The organism is Amycolatopsis sp. VS8301801F10 (genome assembly GCF_046195355.1).
GTDB lineage: Bacteria > Actinomycetota > Actinomycetes > Mycobacteriales > Pseudonocardiaceae > Amycolatopsis.
In genome coordinates, this window is sequence record NZ_CP176065.1 from 6817622 (window position 1) to 6838886 (window position 21265).

General features: G+C 71.1%; 19 protein-coding genes. 16 read left to right on the forward strand and 3 right to left on the reverse strand.

The features are described 5' to 3' along the window. Positions 1-4 precede the first annotated feature (4 nt). The 6 genes from F9C11_RS31445 to F9C11_RS31470 all read left to right on the forward strand — a co-directional run bounded on the left by F9C11_RS31445 (position 5) and on the right by F9C11_RS31470 (position 6377). The gene (locus F9C11_RS31445; RefSeq protein WP_409180977.1) at positions 5-1282 is read left to right on the forward strand and encodes an ABC transporter substrate-binding protein; all 1278 of its coding nucleotides are present in this window, start codon (positions 5-7) and stop codon (positions 1280-1282) included. 11 nt (positions 1283-1293) lie between these two features. Further along, on the forward strand, positions 1294-2208 hold the full coding sequence (locus tag F9C11_RS31450; protein ID WP_409180978.1) for a carbohydrate ABC transporter permease: 915 nt from the start codon (positions 1294-1296) through the stop codon (positions 2206-2208). Beyond that, on the forward strand, positions 2205-3092 hold the full coding sequence (locus tag F9C11_RS31455; protein ID WP_409180979.1) for a carbohydrate ABC transporter permease: 888 nt from the start codon (positions 2205-2207) through the stop codon (positions 3090-3092). The genes F9C11_RS31450 and F9C11_RS31455 overlap by 4 nt, the downstream gene beginning before the upstream one ends. Positions 3093-3118: 26 nt before the next feature. Next, positions 3119-4057, forward strand: coding sequence for a carbohydrate kinase family protein (locus F9C11_RS31460; RefSeq protein ID WP_409180980.1), 939 nt, complete (start codon positions 3119-3121; stop codon positions 4055-4057). Next, positions 4054-5358 (forward strand): alpha-glucosidase/alpha-galactosidase, encoded by a 1305-nt coding sequence (locus F9C11_RS31465; protein WP_409180981.1) that lies wholly within the window; start codon positions 4054-4056, stop codon positions 5356-5358. The genes F9C11_RS31460 and F9C11_RS31465 overlap by 4 nt, the downstream gene beginning before the upstream one ends. 176 nt (positions 5359-5534) lie before the next feature. Continuing rightward, a complete protein-coding gene (locus F9C11_RS31470) occupies positions 5535-6377 on the forward strand; it encodes an endo alpha-1,4 polygalactosaminidase (RefSeq protein ID WP_409180982.1) in 843 nt (280 codons plus the stop codon). A 347-nt stretch (positions 6378-6724) separates the two neighbouring features. On the opposite strand, the gene F9C11_RS31475 is transcribed toward F9C11_RS31470, so the two are convergent. Next, a complete protein-coding gene (locus tag F9C11_RS31475; RefSeq protein WP_409180983.1) occupies positions 6725-7651 on the reverse strand; it encodes a DMT family transporter in 927 nt (308 codons plus the stop codon). Positions 7652-7733: 82 nt separating this feature from the next. Here F9C11_RS31475 and F9C11_RS31480 point away from each other — a divergent pair, with 82 nt between their 5' ends. The 5 genes from F9C11_RS31480 (at position 7734) to F9C11_RS31500 (ending at position 15449) form a co-directional block, all read left to right on the forward strand. Further along, a complete protein-coding gene (locus F9C11_RS31480) occupies positions 7734-8627 on the forward strand; it encodes a LysR family transcriptional regulator (protein ID WP_409180984.1) in 894 nt (297 codons plus the stop codon). A gap of 595 nt (positions 8628-9222) precedes the next feature. After that, positions 9223-11757, forward strand: a complete 2535-nt coding sequence (gene lanKC / locus F9C11_RS31485) for a class III lanthionine synthetase LanKC (RefSeq protein ID WP_409180985.1) — start codon at positions 9223-9225, stop codon at positions 11755-11757. A gap of 32 nt (positions 11758-11789) precedes the next feature. Next, entirely contained in the window at positions 11790-11924 is a 135-nt protein-coding gene (locus F9C11_RS31490; protein ID WP_409180986.1) for a class III lanthipeptide, read from the forward strand. A 130-nt stretch (positions 11925-12054) separates the two neighbouring features. After that, positions 12055-13707 carry an ABC transporter ATP-binding protein gene (locus F9C11_RS31495; RefSeq protein ID WP_409180987.1) on the forward strand — a complete coding sequence of 551 codons (1653 nt, stop codon included), beginning with the start codon at positions 12055-12057 and terminating at the stop codon, positions 13705-13707. 20 nt (positions 13708-13727) lie between these two features. Then, positions 13728-15449, forward strand: coding sequence for an ATP-binding cassette domain-containing protein (locus F9C11_RS31500; protein ID WP_409187014.1), 1722 nt, complete (start codon positions 13728-13730; stop codon positions 15447-15449). A gap of 282 nt (positions 15450-15731) precedes the next feature. Here the strand turns inward: F9C11_RS31500 and F9C11_RS31505 are convergent, their stop codons facing one another. Next, entirely contained in the window at positions 15732-16775 is a 1044-nt protein-coding gene (locus tag F9C11_RS31505) for a cyclase family protein (protein ID WP_409180988.1), read from the reverse strand. 96 nt (positions 16776-16871) lie between these two features. After that, entirely contained in the window at positions 16872-17594 is a 723-nt protein-coding gene (locus F9C11_RS31510) for a TetR/AcrR family transcriptional regulator (protein ID WP_409180989.1), read from the reverse strand. Positions 17595-17703: 109 nt separating this feature from the next. Between F9C11_RS31510 and F9C11_RS31515 the strand changes: the two genes are divergently transcribed. The 5 genes from F9C11_RS31515 to F9C11_RS31535 all read left to right on the forward strand — a co-directional run bounded on the left by F9C11_RS31515 (position 17704) and on the right by F9C11_RS31535 (position 21183). Further along, complete coding sequence (locus tag F9C11_RS31515; protein WP_409180990.1) at positions 17704-18675, forward strand: ATP-binding cassette domain-containing protein; 972 nt, start codon at positions 17704-17706, stop codon at positions 18673-18675. Beyond that, the gene (locus F9C11_RS31520) at positions 18672-19553 is read left to right on the forward strand and encodes an ABC transporter permease (RefSeq protein ID WP_409180991.1); all 882 of its coding nucleotides are present in this window, start codon (positions 18672-18674) and stop codon (positions 19551-19553) included. The genes F9C11_RS31515 and F9C11_RS31520 overlap by 4 nt, the downstream gene beginning before the upstream one ends. A 179-nt stretch (positions 19554-19732) precedes the next feature. After that, positions 19733-20068 carry a hypothetical protein gene (locus F9C11_RS31525; protein WP_409180992.1) on the forward strand — a complete coding sequence of 112 codons (336 nt, stop codon included), beginning with the start codon at positions 19733-19735 and terminating at the stop codon, positions 20066-20068. After that, complete coding sequence (locus F9C11_RS31530; RefSeq protein ID WP_409180993.1) at positions 20041-20424, forward strand: HAD-IA family hydrolase; 384 nt, start codon at positions 20041-20043, stop codon at positions 20422-20424. The genes F9C11_RS31525 and F9C11_RS31530 overlap by 28 nt, the downstream gene beginning before the upstream one ends. A gap of 627 nt (positions 20425-21051) precedes the next feature. Continuing rightward, positions 21052-21183: a hypothetical protein gene (locus F9C11_RS31535; RefSeq protein ID WP_409180994.1), complete on the forward strand. Its 132-nt coding sequence runs from the start codon at positions 21052-21054 to the stop codon at positions 21181-21183. Positions 21184-21265 lie beyond the last annotated feature (82 nt).

The following is a 21265-nucleotide window of genomic DNA, read 5'->3' on the forward strand; positions in this document are numbered from 1 at the left end:
ACCCATGCGCGTGCGAACTCTGAACCGGCGCGGCTTTCTCCGCGGCACGGCGGCCCTGGCGCTGGTGCCCGCCGCCGCGGCGTGCGCCGAAGCCCCGGCCGCCACGTCCGGGCCGGTGACCGTCGAAATGTGGCACGGCCAGAACGACACCGGCCTCAAAGTCCTCAAGCAACTGGTCGCCGCGTTCCAGCGCGACCACCCCGACATCCGGATCGACCTCGGCGGCGGCGTGCTCGCCGACGCCATGCTGCAGAAGGTGACCGCGGCGCTCGCGTCCGGCTCCTACCCGGACATCGCGTACATCTTCGGCTCCGACCTCGCCAGCATCGCCCGCAGCCCGCGGGTGGCCGACATGGGCGACGTCGTGCACGGCCAGTTCTGGAAGCCCGCGCTCGAAGCGGTCACCGTCAACGAACGGGTCCGCGCGGTGCCCGCGATGCTCGACTCGCTGGCCGTCGCCTGCAACAAGAAACTGTTCCAGCAGCACGGCGTTCCGCTGCCGGACGATTCCTGGCGCTGGCAGGATTTCGTGGACACCGCGAAAAAACTGACCGACCGGAACCAAGGGCAGTTCGGCACCGCCTGGCCCGGCGCCGGCGACGAGGACACGGTCTGGCGGATCTGGCCGATGATCTGGGACCTCGGCGGCACCATCGTCGGCGAGGACGGCCGCAGCATCGGCTTCGCCGACAGCGGCGTGCAGGCACTCGAAGTCGTCCGGAAACTGGCCGCCGACCGCAGTGTCTACCTCGACCCGAAGCCCGGCTCGGAACAGATGTACCAGGCGTTCGCCTCGGGCCGGATCGCGATGGTGCCGACCGGGCCGTGGCAGCTGCCCGACATCGTCGACGCGGGACTCGACTACCACATCGTCCCGCTGCCGACGTTCACCGGAAAGCCGATCACCATCTCCGGACCCGACACCTGGACGGTCTTCGACAACGGCGACCGGCGCGTCGCCGCGGCCAAGACGTTCCTGCGCTGGCTGACCGCGCCCGAGCAGGACGTCGTCTGGGACATCGGAGCCGGCAGCCTCCCGCTGAGCGCCGCGTCGCAGCGCCTTCCGGACTGGCAGCGGAAAACCCAGGACACCGCGGGGCTTTCCGTGTTCGTCCGCTCGCTCGAGAACTCGCACGTCCGCGCGAACCACCCGGCCTACCCGCAGGTTTCGCAGGCGGTCGCCGCGGCGATCGTCTCCGTCCTGCTCGGGCGCGCGACCCCCGCCGACGCCATGCGCGACTGCGCCTCCGCGGCCAACGCCGCCCTGATCATCCCCCGTTAGGACTCCCGCCCATGTCCGTGCATCCCGGCCCGATCACCGTCGCTCCGGCCGCCAAATCCCGCCGCCGCCGCGAAACCGCCGCCGCCTGGGCCTACCTGAGCCCCTCGGTCGTCGTCATCATCGGCCTCGGCCTGGTGCCCGTCGTGTGGTCGCTGATCCTGTCGTTCCAGGCCGACGACCTGGTCACCCCGTCCCGCTTCGTCGGCGTCGACAACTACGCGGCGCTCGCGCAGGACCCGCACTTCGGCCAAGCGGTCGGCAACACGCTGCTGTACACGGCGTTGTACGTTCCGCTGAGCATCGTGCTCGGCCTCGCGCTGGCGCTCGCGCTGAACCGCCGGGTGCGCTTCATCGGCGCGTACCGGACGCTGATGTTCGTCCCGTTCGTGCTGTCCGCGACCGCGCAGGGCGTCCTGTTCTCCTTCATCCTCGACCCGGAGTTCGGCGTCGCCAACTCGCTGCTGCACCGCATCGGCCTCAGCCCGCAAGGGTTTCTCACCGATCCGTCGCAGGCGCTGCTGATCCTGGTGGCCATCACGCTGTGGAGCGGCACCGGGTTCTGCATGGTGGTCTTCCTGGCCGCGCTGCAGGACGTGCCGCCGTCGCTGATCGAAGCCGCGCGGCTGGACGGGGCCGGCCCCTTCCGGATCCTCCGGCACGTGACCCTGCCCGCGGTGCTGCCGGTGACCACCTTCCTGACGCTGTGGCAGCTGATCCAGTCGCTGCAGGTGTTCGACCTGACCTACGTCACCACCAAGGGCGGCCCGCTCGGCTCGACCACGGTGATCGTCTACTTCATCTGGCAGCAGGCGTTCCAGAACTTCACCGCCGGATACGGCGCTGCCGCCGCTTACGTGCTCGCCGTCGTGCTGCTGGCGCTCGGGCTGGGCGCCCGGCTGCTGCGCCGCACCAAGGAGGCCCGATGACCACGCGCGCCCACGTCGCCCCGGTTTCCGCCGCCGAACTGCCCGACCTGCTCCGTCGACCACGGCGCTGGCGGCTCCCGTTCAGCCCGTGGCATCTGCTGCTGGCCCCGCTGGCACTGGTGTTCGCCGCCCCGCTGGCATGGCTGCTGGTCAGTTCGGTGATGAGCAACGCGGAGATCAACCGGTTCCCGCCGTCGCTGTGGCCGTCCGGGATCGACTTCTCCGGCTACCGGTACGTGCTGGAGAACGCGCTGTTCCTGCGCTGGTTCTCCAACTCGCTGATCGTGTCGGTGGTGACCGTGCTCGCCAACCTCGTGTTCGGCTCGCTCGGCGGCTACGCGTTCGCGCGCATGCGGTTCCGCGGTTCGAAGGCGATGCTCGGGCTGATGATGGCGACCATGGCGGTGCCGTTCCAGCTCACCATGATCCCGACGTTCCTGGTGATGAAGAAGCTCGGCCTGATCGACTCGCTCGGCGCGCTGATCGTCCCGTCGCTGGTCACGCCGTTCGCGGTGTTCCTGTTGCGGCAGTTCTTCCTTTCGCTGCCGCGCGAGCTCGAGGAAGCGGCCTGGATCGACGGCTGTTCCCGGCTGCGGGTGCTGGTGCGGATCGTGCTCCCGCTGTCGCGGCCGGCGCTGAGCACCGTCGCCGTGCTGACCTTCCTCAGCACCTGGAACGACCTGACCTGGCCGTTGATCGCGATCAACCACGACACCCAGTACACCCTGCAGCTCGGCCTGACCACCTTCCAGGGACAGCACCACACCAACTGGGCCGCGGTGATGGCCGGGAACGTCATCACCGTGCTGCCGGTGCTGCTGGCCTTCCTGGGCGCGCAGAAGACGTTCATCCAGTCCATCACCTCCAGCGGCCTCAAAGGCTGAACCGCACTCCCGCAGAGGAACCACGCATGCCGCACCGCTTCGACCTGCTCGTGCTCGGCGACGTCAACCCCGACGTCGTCCTCGGGCCGCTGACCGGGGACCTCGACTTCCGGCAACGGGAGAACCTCGTCGGCCACGGCTGCCTCACGCTCGGCGGGTCCGCCGCGATCACCGCCGCCGGAGCCGCCCGGCTCGGCCTGAAAGTCGCCTTCGCCGGGCGGATCGGCGACGACGCCGCCGGTCGCTTCGTCCGCGACATCCTCGAAGACCGGGGCGTCGACACCCAGGCCCTCACCGTGGATCCGACCCGGGCGACCCCGCTCACCGCGATCCTGACCCGCGGCGAAAGCCGGGCCATCGTCACCAGTTCCGGAGTGCTGGACGCGGTATCGGCGGCGGACGTCCCGGCCGAGCTGCTCGCGAACGCGCGTCATGTCCATGCCTCGTCGTATTTCCTGATGCCCAAGCTGGCCGCCGGGCTGCCGGAGCTGTTCCGCACCGCGCGGGCGCACGGCGCGACCACGTCGCTGGACACCAACGACGACCCGGCCCGGCAGTGGGATCCCAGCGGCATCAAGCTGGTACTTCAGCACACCGACTTCCTTCTGCCCAACGCCGCCGAAGCACGGCAGCTGTCCGGAAAGTCGAGCCTGCTCGACGCCGCGGCGCAGCTCGCCGCACCGGGGCCGACCGTGGTGGTCAAGAACGGCGCCGACGGCGCGCTCGCCCACCATCGCGGCGAAACCGTCACGGTTCCCGCGTCGCCGCTCACCCCGCTCGACACGGTCGGGGCCGGCGACAGCTTCAACGCCGCGTTCCTCGCCGCGACGCTCCGCGGGTTGCCGCTTCGCGACGCACTGCGAGCCGGGATCGAAGGCGGCGGCCGTTCGACGCTCGCGCGCGGCGGAATCGACGGCCAACCGACCTGGAACGAACTCCACCTCACTGAAACGGAAAAGGCATGACCACCAAGATCACCTTCGTCGGCGCCGGCAGCGTCGTGTTCACCCAGGGCCTGCTCGCGGACCTGTTCGCTTATCCCGAACTGGCGCAGGTGCACGTCGCGCTGCACGACATCGATCCGGAACGGCTGCGCACCGCGCACGCGGCCGCCGGTCGCATCGCCGAAGCCCGCGGCGCCAAACCCGTCCTCACCGCACACCTCGACCGCCGCGAAGCCCTCGCGGACGCGGACTTCGTCGTCAACATGGTCCAAATCGGAATGGGCGAAGCCACCCGCGTCGACTTCGACATTCCCGCTCGCTTCGGCGTGAAGCAGACCATCGGAGACACGCTCGGCATCGGCGGAATCTTCCGCGCCCTGCGCACTTTCCCGTTCCTGCGCGAACTCGGCGCGGACATCGCGCAGGTGTGCCCGCAGGCGTGGCTGCTGAACTACACCAACCCGATGGCGATGAACGTGCAATACCTGTCCGAAACGCTCGGCCCGGACCGCGTGGCCGGCCTGTGCCATTCGGTGTATTGGACGGTGCACGACCTGGCGAAGCTGCTGGAAGTGCCGCTGTCCGAGGTCGCCTACCACGCCGCGGGCATCAACCACCAGGCCTGGATCCTGCGCTTGGAGCACCAGGGCGCCGACCTGTACCCGAGGCTTGCCGAACTCGCGGAGGACCCGCAGCTGCGGCGGCGCGTCCGGTTCGACATGTTCCGGCGGCTCGGCTACTACCCCACCGAAACCAGCGAGCACTCCTCCGAATACGTGCCCTGGTATCTCGGCCACGCCAGCGAAATCGACCGGCTGCGGCTGCCGATCGGCGCGTACCTGGACGTCGTGGCGGAGAACGAAGCCGAATACGAACGCACCCGCCAGGCCGTCGAACGCGACGAACCGCTCACCGTCGAGGGCACCAACGAATACGCGCCGCAGATCATCCACAGTGTCGTCACCGGGACGCCGCGCACCGTTTACGGCAACGTGCTCAACCGCGGGCTGATCCCCAATCTCCCGGCGACCGGGGCCGTCGAAGTGCCGTGCCTCGCCGACGCCACCGGCATCCACCCCACGCGCGTCGACCCGCTTCCGCCGCAGCTGGCCGCGCTCAACCGCACCTACCTGAGCACGACCGAACTCGTGGTGCGCGCGGCGGTCGAGGACGATCCCCGGCACATCCGGCACGCCGCGATGACCGATCCCGCCACCGCGGCCGCGCTTCCGGTCGAGCGCATCTGGGAACTGTGCGACGAAATGGTGCTCGCGCACGGCGACGCGCTCCAGCCCGGATTGCGGAAAACACTGGGCAGCTAACGACTCTTGACGGCGCGCCGCGGTGATCCGGTAAACTTCCGGTGCCTGCCAGGCAGGCAGGCGCCAGAAGTACGCCCAGCCGGTAATGCGGATTTCCGCGAGCCCGGACCCAGTCGCCAGGATGCCTTCTCCCGCGTCCGAGGCGGGGCCGTACTCACCATCGCTGGAGTCACCAGATGCCTTCGCTCCCTGGTCGGATTTCTCGCGGCACCGCGGCGGCCGCCCTGCTGATCGGCAGTTCGGCGTGCACGCTCGGGGCCGCCGGCCCGGCGCAGAGCGCGCCGCTTCCCGCACCGCACAGCCAGGTCAAGGACGTTTCGCCGCCGGCCCCGCACGCCGGGTTCGACTACCAGATCGGCGGCCCCTACCGGCCGCCGGCCGGCGTCCAGGTCGTCAGCCGCGACCACAGCGCCCCGGCCGAGGCCGGGCAGTACAACATCTGCTACGTCAACGCTTTCCAGGCGCAGCCCGGCGCCGAGGGCGAATGGGGCGACCTCGTCCTGCGCGACGACGACGGCAACGTCGTCAAGGACCCCGACTGGAACGAGGCGCTGCTCGACCTGCGCACCGCGGACAACCGGAACCGGATCGCGGCCAAGGTCGGCGGGTGGATCGACGAGTGCGCGCGCAAGGGCTACCAGGCGATCGAGCCGGACAACTACGACAGCTTCACCCGCTCCCAGGGTCTGCTCAGCGCCCGGAACGCCCAAGACCTCGTCAAGCTGCTTTCCGGGCGGGCGCACGGAAAAGGCCTCGCCATCGCCCAGAAGAACACCTCGGAACTGGCCTCGTCGCGCGCGGACAACGGGCTTGACTTCGCGGTCGCCGAGGAATGCGGCGAGCAGGACAACTGCGCGGAGTACACGCAGTATTTCGGCAACCACGTGATCGTCATCGAATACACCGACGCCGGCCTGCGCAACGCGTGCGCCAAGTGGGGCGCCACGCTCAGCGTCGTCCAGCGCGACCGGGACGTCACGCCGAAGGGCGATCCGGCCTACGTCCGCAAAACCTGCTGAGACTTCCGCCGTCCTGCCGGCAGTGCTGGCAGGACGGCGGAATGGCCGACGAGTACCCGTCGACAACGCTAGCGACCGGATGTCCGACCTGATCCACGCCAGGCTGGTGCTGATCCACTTCCCGAAGCGGGACGAGCTGGTGGCCACACTCGCCGGCGCGCTCGCGCCCGGCGGCTGGCTGGTCCTCGAAGAGCCGCGCGGGCACACCGTGCTCGCCGCGCCCGACGAGGCGAGCGCGACGATTTCCGGGCTGTGCAAGGCCGGACCCTCGAACGCGCGGGCAGCGACGCCGGATGGGCCGGGCGGCTGCCGGAGGTGCTCGCCGATCCGCGGTCCGCCGTGTCGTCCTATCCCCTCGTGTCGGCTTCGGGACGTCGTTGACGCCGGCGCGAGATGGCCACCCCGGCCAGGCAGAGCACGCCGCCGACGAGTCCGTACGCGGTCGGGGTTTCGGCGAGCAGCAGCCAGGACAGCAGCACCGCCACCGCGGGCACCGCGTAGGTCACCATCGTGAGCCGGCCCGCGTCCGTGCGGCGCAGCGCGTAGGCCCACGCGGTGAAGCCGACCGCGGTCGGGAACACTCCCAAGTAGACACTGCCGAGCACCGCGCCCGTTGGCGCCGCCTGCAGTTCGCCGATCAGCTGCGGCGTCCACGGCAGCAGGGCCGCGGTGCCGACGACACAGCCGAGCCAGATCGCGGTCAGCCCGTCGACGTGGCGCAGCGTGATCTTCTGGACCATGACTCCGGCGGCGTAGAGCACCGCAGCGAGGATGCACAGCAGGACACCGGCCCAGTCGTTGCTTCCGGTGGCTCCGGTCGCGATCAGCGCCGCTCCGCCCAGCGCGACGAGCGAGCCGACGACGAGCGAGCGCGAGAAGCCTTCGCCGAGGAACTTCCCGGCCGCGAACGCGACCAGCAACGGCGCGAGGTTCACCAGCAACGCCGCGGTCCCGGCGTCGACGTGCCGCTCCCCCGCGTTGAGCACGACGGTGTACGCGGCCAGCCACAGCACGGCGTAGGCCGCGACCAGCAGGAACGCCTTGCGGGACAACCGGACCCGGACCGCGCCCTTGACCGCGGCGAACCCGGTGAGGGTGACGGCCGCGACGGCGAGCCGCAGCAGCGCCAGCGGCGCCGGGGACAGCGCGTGCCCGACACTCCGGATGGCGACGAACGACGAGGCCCACAACACGACGGCGAGCCCGGAGGCCGCCGCGATCTTGCCGAGGTCGGTCTTGCCGGCGGGGTGAACGGTTTCCACGAGATCGGTCACCTGATCATCGTCGCCTCGACCGGGTGTACAGCACAAGCGATGAGTTCTGTACCTCCGTTAAGGAGTGCTGTACATTCGCCGCATGCTGGACATTCCCCGGCTCCGCGTGCTGCGCGCAGTCGTCGCGTCAGGGTCGATCCGCGCGAGCGCCTCCTCGCTCGGCTACACGCCGTCCGCGGTGAGCCAGCAAATCACCACGCTGCAACGGGAGACCGGGCTGCAGCTGTTCGAGCGCTCCGGCCGCGGCATCGAGCCCACCGAGGCCGGGCGGACCCTCGCCGCCGAGGCCGAGGCGCTGTTCGAGGCCTTCAGCCGGGTCGAGCAGGTGGTCAGCGAGCTGCGCGCCGGACGCGTCGGCCGGCTGTCGATCGGCTACTTCGGCTCCGCCGGGTCGACCTGGCTGGCCCCGACCGTCGCCGCGCTGCGCAGCGAATTCCCCGGGCTGCGGCTGGACCTGATGCTGACCGAGTTCACGCCGGGCGACCCGGACATCGACATCTTCGTGGAGGAAACCGGGGCCGAGCACCCCGGGTCGGTCGTCGTGCACCGGCTGGCCGAGGACCCGTACCTGGCGGTCGTCCGCGCCGACGACCCGCTCGCCGGGCTGGCCGACGTGCCGCTGGCCGCGCTCGCGCAGCGGCACTGGGTCGACAACGACCTGCGCGAGGGCCCGTGCCGCCAGGTGCTCCTCAACGCCTGCACGCAGGCCGGGTTCTCGCCGAGCTTCGTCGTCGAAACGCACGACTACCGGACCGCGATGTCGTTCGTGGCAACGGGAATCGGGCTGACCGTGGTGCCGGAGCTGGGGATCGGCGAACTGCCCGACGGCCTCGTGACGGTCGCGCTGGCCTCCCCTACGCCGGTGCGGCACCTCAGCCTCGCGGTGAAGAAGCCGATCGCGGAGCACCCCGCCGCCCGGCGGGCGGTGGAACTGCTGGAAAGCCTGGTGCGCCCGGGGAAAGCCCTGGCCGGGTGACGCTCTCCGGCGCGGGCTCACTGGATCGCCCAGGGTTTCGCCCGCGCCGCCCGGAAGGCCGTGAGGGAACCCGAGGGACGCTGATTCCCGCAGGATTCCCGTCACGGACGGCTGCCGGGCGAGGCCCTGCCCGGCCGGTTCCGCGTTCCCTGCCCCGCGAACGCAAGTACAAGGAGTCCTGCGCGGCCCGGAGGCGTGCGGCGAGGCGTTTTCCGGTAACGAATGCACCACGTTCGCGACGCGAATGCGCGGCGCCGCCCCGAATGGACCAGTCCGCACCGGGTTCGCACCGGACGACCGGCGGAATCCGGGTCACCGGAACGGGTTGATGGCCTTCCGCCAATTTCCCCCGCTCTTTCCGCGCCGACCTGGGTGATCTGCCGGGAAACGTCTTCGTTACACCCCGATCGGGTAGGGATGACTCACCCGCAGTTCCCGTTTTCGCCACCCGGACCCGCCCCTGTCACCCTCACGAGGTCCGGCGAACCCCCGGGTTGGCGGATTGGCCGGGGCACCCCCCTCGTGCGGGAATGGTGTCACCGTCCGACATCGAAGTCGCCCGGTTTTCCCCAGGGAAAGAGAAGGGTCCGTTTTCATGGACGTCCGGTACGAGGCTTTCTGCTTCGCCGATCCGCTGTTCTTCGACGAACCGGGGGAAACCCCGGGCGCGGCCGGCGACCTGGCCGCGGGCCTGCCGCAGCCGGGACCCGGATGGACGGTCGAGACGCGCGGGATCTGGCGTTCGCTGCGCCCGTCCGGCCGGAAACTTCCCGCGCAGGGCTGGAAAATCCACGTCTCCGCGGGGCTGGACAACGCCGGGAGAGTGCTGTCCCGCGTGCATCGGTACTGTGTGGAGCATCGGGTCGCGTACAAGCACCTGCGCTCCCGGACGATCCTGATCAGCCGCAATTCGAAATACGCGCCGCGCGAGGGAAGCGGCAAACTGATCACGATTTACCCGGAGTCCGACGAGGCGCTCTCCCGGATACTCCGCGACCTTTCTTCCGAGCTGGAAGGCGAGCACGGAGCGTATATTCTGAGCGATCTCCGGTACCGCGAAGGACCGCTTTACGTCCGGTACGGCGGATTCGCCGAACAGTGGACCGAACACGCCGGGACGCGGGTGCTGGCAATCCGCCGTCCGGACGGAACTCTCGTGCCCGACCGGCGCGAACCGTCCTTTTCCGTACCGGACTGGGCGCCGATTCCGGACTGTTTGTCCGAAAGCCTCGCCGCGCGCAAGAACGGCGCCCGGTTCCCGTACCGAGTGACCGGTTCCCTGCACTTTTCCAACGGCGGCGGCGTTTATCTGGCCGAACGAGGGGTCGACCGGAAGACCGTCGTGCTGAAGGAGGCCCGGCCGCACGCCGGGCTGGACCGGGACGGCTCCGACGCGGTCGCCCGGCTGGACCGCGAGCGCGAGGTGCTCGAACGGCTCGCGGACGTTCCGGGCATCCCCCGGGTGTACGAGCAGTTCACCGTATGGGAGCACCACTACCTCGCGATGGAGCACCTGCCCGGCATCTCGCTGAGCAGCTGGCTCGCCCGGCATTACCCGCTCACCGGCGGCTCCCGCGCCGAAGGCGATCTCGCGGCCTACCGCGACCGCGCGCTCGCCGTGCTGGCCCAGGTCGAGCGCATCGTCTCGGACATCCACCGGCACGGGATCGTCTTCGGCGACCTGCACGGCAAGAACATCCTGGTGGACGAGCGCGACCGGGTGTCGCTCGTCGACTTCGAGCTGGCCTTCGACGCCGATTCCGGCGACCGTCCCGGCCTCGGCGCCCCGGGCTTCCGCGCGCCCGCCGACCGGCACGGGTTCGAGATCGACGAGCACGCGCTGGCCGCACTCCGGCTGTGGCTGTTCCTTCCGCTGGTGATGCTGCTGGAACTCGCGCCGAGCAAGCTGCGCGGGATCGCGGATTTCGCCCAGCAGCGGTTCGCCCTGCCGGAGGGATACGCCGACCGGGTGGTCTCCGTGCTCGCCCCGCGCACCGAAGCGCCGGCGGCGCACACCGCGCTGGACGAGCCGCGGCCGGACTGGCCGCTGGTGCGCAAGCAGATCGCCGAAGCCATCCTCGCGAGCGCCACGCCAGAGCGTGCCGACCGGCTGTTTCCCGGCGACATCGAACAGTTCCGCTCCGGCGGCGCGGGGTTCGGCGTCGGCGCCGCAGGCGTGCTGCACTCGCTGCACGTGGCCGGAGCCGGCCGTTATCCGGAGTACGAAGAGTGGCTGCTGGCCGCGGTGCGCCGGCAACCGCCATCCCGGCCCGGCTTCTTCGACGGCAGCCACGGCATCGCGTACGTGCTCGAGGAATTCGGCTACTCCGCGGAAGCGGACGAACTGCTCGCCGCGTCGCAGTCGCTGGCCGACCAGACCACCGACCACGGCCTGGAAAGCGGGCTCGCCGGAATCGGCCTCACCCGCCTGCATTTCGCCACGACCCGCGGCGACAACGAATTCGGCCGCCAAGCGCTCGCCGTCGCGTTGCGGCTGGCGACGGCCTTCGAAACCGCCGACCCGCCCGGCCGCTTCGCCAGGGCCGGCCTGCTCAGCGGCTGGTCCGGACCGGCGCTGCTGTTCCTGCGCCTGCACGAGCACACCGGCGAGCCGTCCTGGCTCACCCTCGCCGACCGGGTGCTGGCCCGCGACCTCGAGGAATGCGGCCCGGCGGCGGACGGCTCGCTGCAGGTCCGCGACGGAACCCTGCGCATGCTCCCGTACGCGGCGATCGGCAGCGCCGGCATCCTGCTGGTCGCCGAGCAGATCGCCCGCCGGCTGCCGGACTCGGCGGCGGCCCGGAGCCTGCCCGGGCTGCGGGCGGCGTGCCGCGGGGAGTTCGTGATCCACCCGGGCCTGCTCTACGGCCGGTGCGGGCTCGCCGCCGCGCTGTCCTTCGCCGACGAGCCGGACCGCGAGGCCATCGACCTGCACCTGTCCCGGCTGTCCTGGCACGCCGTCCCCTACCGCGGCGGGCTGGCCTTCCCCGGCAACCAGCTGCTTCGCCTGTCGACCGACGTCAGCACCGGCAGCGCGGGAGTCCTCCGCACGCTCGCCGCACTACTGGACGGCGCGGAACTGCTGCCCTTCCTGGGCGCCGCACCGTCCCCGCACACCTCCGGCCGATGAGCGCCGGCGGACCCCGAGAGAAGGGAAGACCCATGGAACACGTCCTGGAGCTGCAGGCGTTGGAGGCCCCGGAAGCCCTCGAAGGCCAGGGACTGGACCACCACGGCCACAGCCATTACAGCGCGTACTGCGGCGAAAGCACGCTCAGCCTGCTTCTCTGCTACTGACCGCACGGGCGGGGCGGGAACGGCGCAGGCCAAGTGCGCCGTTCCCGCCCTGTCATTCTGCCCCGCCTGCCCGCGGCGAGGCCGGTCGCCGCGCCGCCGGGTCCGCCGGCCGTCACCCGAAGGGAGCGCCATGGCCGGATCCGCCGATCGCCTGCTGATCTCGGCCGCCCTCCTGGACCGCCCCCGCCTCGCCGCGGTCGTCGTCGCCTCGCTGCTCTCCGCGGCTGCCGGGCTGCTGCTGCCCGGAGCCCTCGCGGCGGCGACCGACGCGGTGCTCAGCGGACGAAGCAGCACCGCGGCGGTCGGGTGGCTGCTTGCCGTGGGCGGCGCGGAAATCGCCGCGGACGCCGTCCTGATGACCCTTCCCGCGCGGCTGACCAGCAACGCGAGCGCCTGGCTCCGCCGCCGGGTGACCGACCGGCTGCTCGCCGCGGGCACCGGATCGCCGTTCGCCCCGGGCGACGCGGTCAGCCGGGTGACCGGAGACTGCGCGGCCGCCGGCGGCGTCGCGGCCGCCGTGGTGCGACTGGTCGCGACCGCCGTCATGTCCTCCGGCGCGGTCGTGCTGCTCGCGCTCTTGGACTGGCGGCTCGCGCTGGTGTTCCTCGGCGGCCTCCCCTTCGCGGTGCTGCTGGCGCGGTCGCACCTGCGCGGCACGGCCAAGGACGTGCTTGCCTACCAACAGGTTTCCGGCGAGCTGTCCGCCCGGTTGCTCGACGCCGTCGCCGGGCTGCGGACGATCGCCGCGTCCGGCGCCGCCGACGCCGAAGCCGCCCGGGTCCTGCGCCCGCTGCCCCGGCTGAACCTCGCCGGCCAGGGCATGTGGCGCACCCAGGCGCGGATGGTGTGGCGGGCCGGTCTCTTGCTTCCCACGGTGGAAATCCTCACCCTCGCCGCCGCCGGTTTCGGCGTGCTGGCCGGGCGGCTGACCGCCGGGGACGTCCTCGCCGCCCTCGGCTACGTCGCGCTCGGCCTCGGTCTCGTCACGCAAATCCCGGTGCTCACCACGCTTTCCCGCATCCGCTCGGCCGCGCACCGGATCACCGAGGTGCTCGAAACCGAGCCACCGCCGCGCGGTGCCCTCGGGTTGTTGCCCGGGAACGGCACGCTGGAACTGCGCGGCGTCACCGTGCCCGGCGCGCTGACCGACGTCGACCTCACCATCCCCGGCGGCTGTTTCGCCGCTGTGGTAGGAAATTCCGGCTCCGGAAAGTCCACTGTGGTCTCCGTGCTGGCCGGGCTCCGCCGCCCCGACGCCGGAAAGGCTCTGCTGGACGGCCGCGACCTCGCGGTCGTGCGTCCCGACGAACTTCGGGCGGTCGTTGGCTATGCCTCCGCCGAACCCGCGCTGCTCGGCGCCACCGTCGCCGATGCTGTCGCGTACGGCTCCTGGGCCAGCGTCCCGGCGGTCGACGCGGCCTGCCGGACCGTGCGGATTCGCGACGTCCTCGTGCGCTTGCCGCGAGGTTACGACACTCCCCTCGCCGAAACTCCGTTGTCCGGCGGGGAAAGCGCCCGGGTCGGCCTCGCTCGCGCGCTCGCGCGGAATCCGCGAGTGCTCCTGCTCGACGACGCGACCGCCAGCCTGGACACGATCACCGAACGCGCCGTGACGGCCGAACTGGGCCGCCGGACCCGGGTGGTCGTCACGCACCGGGCCGCGATGGCCGCCCGGGCGGATCTGGTGGTGTGGCTGGCGGAGGGGCGGGTCCGGGCGGTGGGGCCGCACGCGCGGTTGTGGCAGCTGCCGGGGTATCGCGCGGTGTTCACGGAGGAAACGTGAACCCGGGTCCCGGAGCGGCCGTGCGCGTCGGCCGGCTCTACCGCAACGCCCTCGCCGGGCAATGGCGCGGCGGGCTGGTTCTCCTGGCCTGCTCCGTCCTCGAAGGACTGCCCGCGTTCTTCTCCGGACGGCTGGTCGAGCTGGCCGTCGACACCGGATTCGCCGCGGGCAAGCCCGGCGTCGGCCTCGGCTGGCTCGGCGTGTTCGGCCTCGCCGCCCTCGCGGGCGCGTTCGGGTCCCGGCTGGTGTGGCGGCAGCTCGGCAAGGTTGTCGAGCCGTTGCGCGACGCGCTGGTGACCGCCGTCGTGCGCGGGGTGCTGCACGATCCCGCGCCGCCGCGGAGCGGACCGGACGCTCGCGGCGTCGCGCGGATCACCCAGCACGTCGAGGTCGTGCGCGACGCCACCGGCGGGCTTCTGGTGCAGGCCCGCGGCATGGTCGTCACCACCGCCGCGGCGATCGCCGGGCTGGTCACCGTCGCCGGGTCGCTGACGTTGCCGGTCGTCGTCCCGGTCGTGCTCGCGCTGGCCGGATTCGCCTCGCTGCTGCCCTCCCTCGCCCGGCGGCAGCGCGCGCTCACTCTCGCCGACGAAGGCACCGCGGCCATCACCGGCTCGATCTTCGCCGGGATGCGCGACGTCGTCGCCTGCGGAGCCGAACCGGTCGCCGGGCTGACCGCCGACCGCGCACTGGACCGGCAAGCCGCGGCCGCGGTGCGAGTCGCCAGGTCGGCGGCACTGCGGTCGGTGATCGTCGCACTCGGCGGTTTCGTCCCGCTGGTGCTCGCGCTCGCCCTCGCGCCGTCGATGGTCGCCCGCGGCGAACTGACCGCCGGGGCCGCGCTGGGCGCGCTCGTCTACCTGGCCACCACGCTGCAGCCCGCGCTGCGCGCACTCGCCGCGACCGCGTCCACGGTCGTGCTCCGCCTGCTGGTCGCCCTGCGCCGGCTCGCCGAAACCGCCGCCCCGCCCGAACGCCGCCCGGGAATCTCGCTCCCCGCCGGGCGCGGCTTGACCGTGCGCGATCTGACGTTCCGCTGGGGCGCGGCCCCGGAACCAGTGGTCCGCGGCCTGAACCTCGATCTGCACCCGGGCGAACACCTGGCCGTGGTCGGCCCGAGCGGCATCGGGAAGTCGACCCTGGCCGGTCTGCTCACCGGTCTGCTCGAACCCCAGCACGGAGAAGTCCGGCTGGGCGGCGCGCTGGTCGGCGAACTGGCCGACCGCCCCCGGCATCTGGTGCTGGTGCCGCAACAGGCGTACCTCTTCGCCGGAACCGTGCGCGAAAACCTGTCCCTGTTCCACCCCGAAGCCTCGGACCGCCGCCTCGCCGCGGCCGCCGCGGCCGTAGGCGCCGCCCCGCTGCTGGCCCGCCTGGGCGGCCTGGACGCCGAACTCGCCCCCGGCGCGGCAGGCCTTTCCGCGGGAGAAGCCCAGCTCCTCGCCCTGGCGAGGGCTTATGCCGCGCCAGCCGAAGTCGTCGTGCTGGACGAAGCGACGTCCGCTTTGGACCCGGCGGCGGAGGTCCAGGCGGAACGAGCCTTCGCCGCCCGGGGAGGCGCCCTGGTGGTGATCGCCCACCGGCTGTCGTCCGCGATCCGGGCACACCGAGTACTGCTGATGGACGGCCGGGAGACCTTGCTGGGGCGGCATGAGGAGCTGCTGGACACCGCACCGCGGTATGCGGAGATGATGCGGGCTTGGTTGCCGGAGGAGACGAAACCTCGTCTTGAAGCCAGCTGAACGGCGTCGGCCGCTGGACCGATTACGCCGAGGCCCGGCGCCCGGCGTTACGGGGAAACGGGAGCCGAGGGCCGACCGGGGTTTCCGTTGCTGTTCTGGGGCCGGTCGCGGTCCTCAGCCAGCACGGCGGCTCTGCTCATCCCCATGAAATGCACGATCGTCTCGTGGTTGGTGGAGTTGACCGCACTCTCCGCGCCCGTCTTGTAGTACAGGTCGAGGGCAGGTCGAACTCGAAGATCTCGCCGGCGAGAAAGGGAGACGGGATCTCGTCGAGGCCGGCGATCACTTGCGGGCCGGCGTCGTCCCCGTCGCCCTTTCCGGGTCGCGGCAGGAAATCCCGCCCACCGCTCCGAGACCGGTGCGCGGGGCCCGGTCGAGGCAGGCGTGCAGCAGCTCCCGGAAGGCGAACTCGCCCTCGCCGTCGACCGGTGATTTCCGTTTCGCCGGCGATCCGGTCGTCCGCCTCGGCGGTGGCCTTGAGATACCCGGAGGCGAGCGGCATCGACTCGAGCGGCATTTCCCGGACACCCTGCTGGACCAGAAAAACCAGGGCCAGTCTCTTGTGCCCCATTCACCATTCCTCGATTTAGGCGTGCGCGAGAACGGGGGCGCACCGGATCGGTGCCTGGGGCGCGGACTCGGGACGCCGGTTCGGCCGGAGCCCGGAAAAGCAGCCGGGGATATAGGGCATATCACCGAGAATGCGCGCCAGATCCAAGACCAAACGTGTACAGTCGATTCGGATATTCCATTCTTCCCGGAGTTTCGCCCGATACCGCAGCAAAGACCAAGGAGAGTGCCCGATGAAAGCGCACCCTGCCGAGCGTCGTCGGAAAATAACAGGAAGACCCCTTTTCTCCGGACCAGCTCCGAATACGGGGCTGGACCCGAATCAGCTCGCCCGGGCACGTCCGGCCGAGTGAATTCCGGAGAACAGACGGCCCGGGCCTGACGAAGGCGATTCAGAAGGGGAGATCGTCGATAAAGGCCGCAGTACCGGAAGTGCCCGGTGTGCTCCGGCCCGATCGGCCGCACGCCCGCCGGGATCCGGATCACCGCGATCGGGATGTCGAAAAGCTGCTCGAGCGGGACCGAGGAGACGTCCGCCCCGTCGGCGTGGAACTGGAAGGGAGAGTCCAGGTAGGTCCCGGTCATCCCCGGCATGCTGAACAGGGCCATGTGGAAGGTGACCCCGGTCTCGGAGAACGAGGCGGACTGATCACGGGTGACGAACTCGCTGATCAACGGCTTCTGCAGCCACGGATTGGTCACCATGTCGTGGACGACGGCGTGGCTGAGGTCGATGATGCGTCGGGCGTCCGGCACGGCGGTTCCCTTCGTCGGCTTCGCTGCGGCAATCAGCTTCGCCGACGGAGGTCGACCGGACTTTGAGCGAGGATGGAGCCGGGCCGGGCGGCGGGATCAGCGCTCCGGCAAGGCCGCCGCGATGCCGTCCAGGACGCGCTCGACTCCGAACGCGAAGCTTTTCTCGTCGTCCCAGTGGTTTTCCTCGAGCATGAAGCGCACGGTCATCGGATGCTTCCCGCCCGCCTTCAGCTGCTCGACCCAGGGCTGCAGCATCGCCTGCCACTCCTCGGGGGTCGCCTCGGCGTCGCGCACGTTGTCGGCCTCGGCGAGATCGTCGGCCAGGGTGCCGGCCACGTAGCCGTTCAGGGTGTCGACGTGCGCGTTGATCGTGTTGATGTCGAGCCCGAAGCGGTCGAGCGTCGCCATGGCGAACTCGTTGATCCGCATGGCGTTCGGCCCCACCGGCGGCCTGCCGATGGCGGTCTGGATGCACCACGGGTGCCGGATGGCGACGCGCCGCTGCAGGTTCGCCACCAGCCGCAGGTCGGCCCGCCAGTCCTCGGAGGGCTGGTCGGGCACCGGCTCCTCGCCGAGCACCTCGTCGTTGATCAGCTCGAGCAGGTCGTCCTTGCTCGGCACGTGCCGGTACAGCGACATCGGCCGGGCGCCGAGCTCGCCGGCGATGCGCCGGATCGAGACCGCGCCCAGCCCGTCCCGGTCCGCGAGCGCGATCGCGGCCTCGATGATGCTTTCCCTCGTCAGCATCGGTTTGCGCGGGGCGCCGCCCTCGGTCCAGATCTGCGGCAGCCTCGGCTGCTTGGCGTCCTCAGCTGACACGGTTCCACCTGCCTCCTTGCGGTCCACTCTAGCAAGCCGATACGCTGTATCCACGGTGATACGGCGTATCACTTCGCGTACAGTGGATCAACAGAGGGGCTGGGCAGCAGTGGGATCGGACATCGCGGTGCTCGTCGAGGGCATCAGCAAGCGCTTCGGCGCGACACAAGCACTGGACGGGCTCGACCTGGTCGTTCCGGCAGGGACGATCTACGGCGTGCTCGGCCCGAACGGAGCGGGCAAGAGCACGGCCGTGCGCATCCTGAGCACCTTGCTGCTCCCGGATTCCGGCCGCGCGTTCGTGGACGGAATCGACGTGGTCCGCGACGCCGACCGGGCCCGCTACCGGCTGGGACTGGCCGGCCAGTTCGCGGCCGTCGACGAGAAGATGACCGGCCGCGGCAACCTGCGCATGTTCGGCCGCCTCTACCACCTGACCGGCAAAGCCGCCCGGCGCAGAGCCGACGAGCTGCTGGAGCGGTTCCGCCTGGCCGACGCCGCCGACCGGGTCGTCTCCACCTACTCCGGCGGCATGCGGCGCCGCCTCGACCTGGCGGCCAGCCTGCTCATCGCGCCGGCCGTGCTGTTCCTCGACGAACCGACCACCGGGCTCGACCCGCGCGGCCGGGCCGAGGTGTGGACCGCCGTGCGCGGCCTCGCCGACACCGGCACGACCGTGCTGCTGACCACGCAGTACCTCGACGAGGCCGACCAGCTCGCGGACTCCATCGTCGTCATCGACACCGGCAAGGTCGTCGCCACCGGCACCCCGGCGGAGCTGAAGGCGCAGGTGGGGGCCGAGCACGTGGACATCGTGGTGGCCGGGACCGCGGAACTGGGCATCGCCGAATCGGTGCTGCGCAAGGCGACCGGGAACAGCCCGGCGCTCTACCCCGACCGCTGCGAGGCCAGCATCGCGCTCGGCGGCCAGGAGGGCGGGCTCGCCCGCATCGTGCGGGAACTGGACAACGCCGGCATCGCCATCGAGCACATGACCCTGCGCCGGCCCACCTTGGACGACGTGTTCCTCCAGGTGACCGGGCACCACGCCGAAGCGTCCGGCGGGGAGGCGGCGGCATGACCGCGACCGCGCGAACCGGCACCGCCCCGAAGCCGGGGCCCGACCTTCCCGTGCGCCCCGCCGTGGCGACGACGTTCGCGGCCCGGGCGCGATGGGCCGTCAGCGACGGCTGGACGCTGGTGCGCCGGGAAGTCGAACATCTCGTGCGCCAGCCGGGCGAACTGGCCAGCGAATTCATTCTCCCGGCAATTCTCGTCCTGTTGTTCGGCTACATTTTCGGCAGCGCGATCAGCGTCCCGGGCGGCGGCGACTACCGCGAATACCTGATGCCCGGCATTTTCGCCATGCAGGCGATGATGGGCGTCGGCGTCACCATCACGACCGTCGCCAGCGACCTGACGCTGGGCGTGATGGACCGGTTCCGGTCGATGCCGATGGCCCGTTCCGCGGTGCCGATCGGGCACACCGCCTCGTCCCTGCTGCTGGGCACGCTCAATTTCGTGGCCGTGGCGGCCTGCGCGCTGCTGGTCGGCTGGCGCCCGCATCTGGGCCTGTGGCCGACCGTGGCCGGTTTCGGCCTGCTCTTCCTGTTCCGCTACGCGGTGGGCTGGATCGGCGTGATGCTCGGACTGCTGTTCAAAACCGAGGAGGCGGCCGACCACGCGGTGCCGCTGCTGTTCCCGTTCACCATGGTGGCCAACACGTTCGTGCCCACCGACGGCATGCCGGCCTGGCTGCGGGCGATCGCCGACTGGAACCCGATCAGCGCGATCACCAACGCCTGCCGGCAACTGTGGGGCAACCCCGGCTTCCGGACCGGGGCCGACGTCGCGCTCCCGCTCCAGCATCCGGTGCTGACCTCGCTCGTCTGGTGCGCGGCGATCGTCGCCGTCGCCGTCCCGGTCGCGGTCTGGCGCTACGGGCGGGCCAGCCGCTGAACCCCGCCGCGGTCCGAATCGAAAACCGGAAACTCGCGGGTAAACTGCTGACAGCGCGGGAAGAGGAGGTCGGCAGTGTCCATTCAGGACAGTGCGCGACGGGCCAGGCACGCTTCTCTTCAGTCGCGCGCACGAGTTCTTCGTTCGTTGACCGCTTTTCCGCGTCGTCTGGAGTACCTATGTCCATCGTCCTGACTCTGCCTGGCGGGGCAGTCCTGTCCTGCCGCGCCGTGGTGTTCGATCTCGACGGCGTTCTCGTGGACTCGATGCCGGCGATCGTCCGGCAGCTGCGGGAGTGGGCGTCCGCGAGAGGGCTCGAACCGGACCGGGTCGTGGAACTGTCGCACGGGCGCGGCAATCTCGACCTGGTCCGGCTCGTGGCGCCGGGGCTGGACGCCGAGCGGGAGGCCCGGCTTTTGGCGGACCGGGAGGCCAGCGACGTGGAGGGCATCACGGCGCGGCCGGGAGCCGGGCAGCGCTCGACGCGGTGCCGCCGTCCGCGCGGGCGATCGTGACGTCGGGCAACGACCGGGTCGCGCGGGCCCGGTTGCGCGTCGCCGGGCTGCCGGTGCCGGACGTGCTCGTCACCGCCGACGACGTCCGGAAAAGCAAACCGGACCCCGAGGGGTATCTCGCCGCCGCGGCTGAGCTGGGGGTGGCGCCGCGGGATTGCGTGGTGTTCGAGGACGCGCCCGCCGGGGTCGCGGCCGCGCGGTCCGGTGGGATGCGGGTGGTCGGGGTGCTGGGGACGGTCAGCGAACTGGACGCCGAGTACACGGTGCCGGATCTGGCCGCGGTCGCGGTGAAGCTGTGCCCGGATCCGGGAACTCCGGTGCCGGGTGCCGGACTTCGGGGCGGTCAGGGCGAGTGACGGCGACCGAAGTTCCGGCCAGAGAGCGCCCGGACATCGCGAGGGGCTCGGCGTCGGCAAGCGATTCGCACGCCCGCGCTGCCCGCGCCGGAGCAACCTCTCGCGGACATCGTCGACCGGGCTCCGATCAGGGCGAGCGACCGCGACCGAATTTCCAGCCAGAGACCGCCCGGACATCAGGAGGGGCTCGGCCTCGGCAAGCGATTCGCACGCCCGCACTGCCCGCGCCGCAGCAACCTCTCACGGACGTCGCCGACCGGGCTCCGATCAGGGCGAGCGACTGCGACCGAAGTTCCAGCCAGAGACCGCCCGGACTTCGCGAGGGGCCCGGCGTCCGCAAGCGATTCGCACGCCCGCACTGCCCGCGCCGGAGCACCGTCTCGCGGACATCGCCGACCGGGGACGGCTCTCCTGGCGCCCCGGAACCGTCTCGCGAACGCCGGGCTTCGGTCAGGCCTTGCGCGGCACCGAGGCGATGAGGATCTTGCTGCCGTTGCGGCCGAGGTAGATGTCGACCATGCTGAATCCTCCGGACGGGCCGGGTTCGGTCCAGCCGAAGGTCTTCTGGTCGTTCGAGGCGGTGCGGGTCTGGACGTCGAACAGGGTGCCCGCCTGCGGAACTCGAAGGTGACGGTGGTGCTGCCCGCCGTCGGGTCGTCGCGGACGAAGCCGGTGACGCCGACCGCGCGGTTGTACCAGGTCAGCGTGCCGCCGGTGCGGCCGCCGCTGATTTCGCCGCCGAAGTCCGACGTCGGGTAGCTCGCGGCGTTCGCGGCTCCCGCTCCGCCGAGCGCGGCGACCGCGGACAGGACGAGGCCGATGGCGAGGCGTTTCATGGCGT

Excerpts from the sequence above, each read along its gene's own strand:
- F9C11_RS31445 (WP_409180977.1), top strand. The coding sequence starts at position 5 with ATGCGCGTGCGAACTCTGAACCGGCGCGGCTTTCTCCGCGGCACGGCG.
- F9C11_RS31450 (WP_409180978.1), top strand. The coding sequence starts at position 1,294 with ATGTCCGTGCATCCCGGCCCGATCACCGTCGCTCCGGCCGCCAAATCC.
- F9C11_RS31455 (WP_409180979.1), top strand. The coding sequence starts at position 2,205 with ATGACCACGCGCGCCCACGTCGCCCCGGTTTCCGCCGCCGAACTGCCC.
- F9C11_RS31460 (WP_409180980.1), top strand. The coding sequence starts at position 3,119 with ATGCCGCACCGCTTCGACCTGCTCGTGCTCGGCGACGTCAACCCCGAC.
- F9C11_RS31465 (WP_409180981.1), top strand. The coding sequence starts at position 4,054 with ATGACCACCAAGATCACCTTCGTCGGCGCCGGCAGCGTCGTGTTCACC.
- F9C11_RS31470 (WP_409180982.1), top strand. The coding sequence starts at position 5,535 with ATGCCTTCGCTCCCTGGTCGGATTTCTCGCGGCACCGCGGCGGCCGCC.
- F9C11_RS31480 (WP_409180984.1), top strand. The coding sequence starts at position 7,734 with ATGCTGGACATTCCCCGGCTCCGCGTGCTGCGCGCAGTCGTCGCGTCA.
- lanKC (WP_409180985.1), top strand. The coding sequence starts at position 9,223 with ATGGACGTCCGGTACGAGGCTTTCTGCTTCGCCGATCCGCTGTTCTTC.
- F9C11_RS31490 (WP_409180986.1), top strand. The coding sequence starts at position 11,790 with ATGGAACACGTCCTGGAGCTGCAGGCGTTGGAGGCCCCGGAAGCCCTC.
- F9C11_RS31495 (WP_409180987.1), top strand. The coding sequence starts at position 12,055 with ATGGCCGGATCCGCCGATCGCCTGCTGATCTCGGCCGCCCTCCTGGAC.
- F9C11_RS31520 (WP_409180991.1), top strand. The coding sequence starts at position 18,672 with ATGACCGCGACCGCGCGAACCGGCACCGCCCCGAAGCCGGGGCCCGAC.
- F9C11_RS31525 (WP_409180992.1), top strand. The coding sequence starts at position 19,733 with ATGTCCATCGTCCTGACTCTGCCTGGCGGGGCAGTCCTGTCCTGCCGC.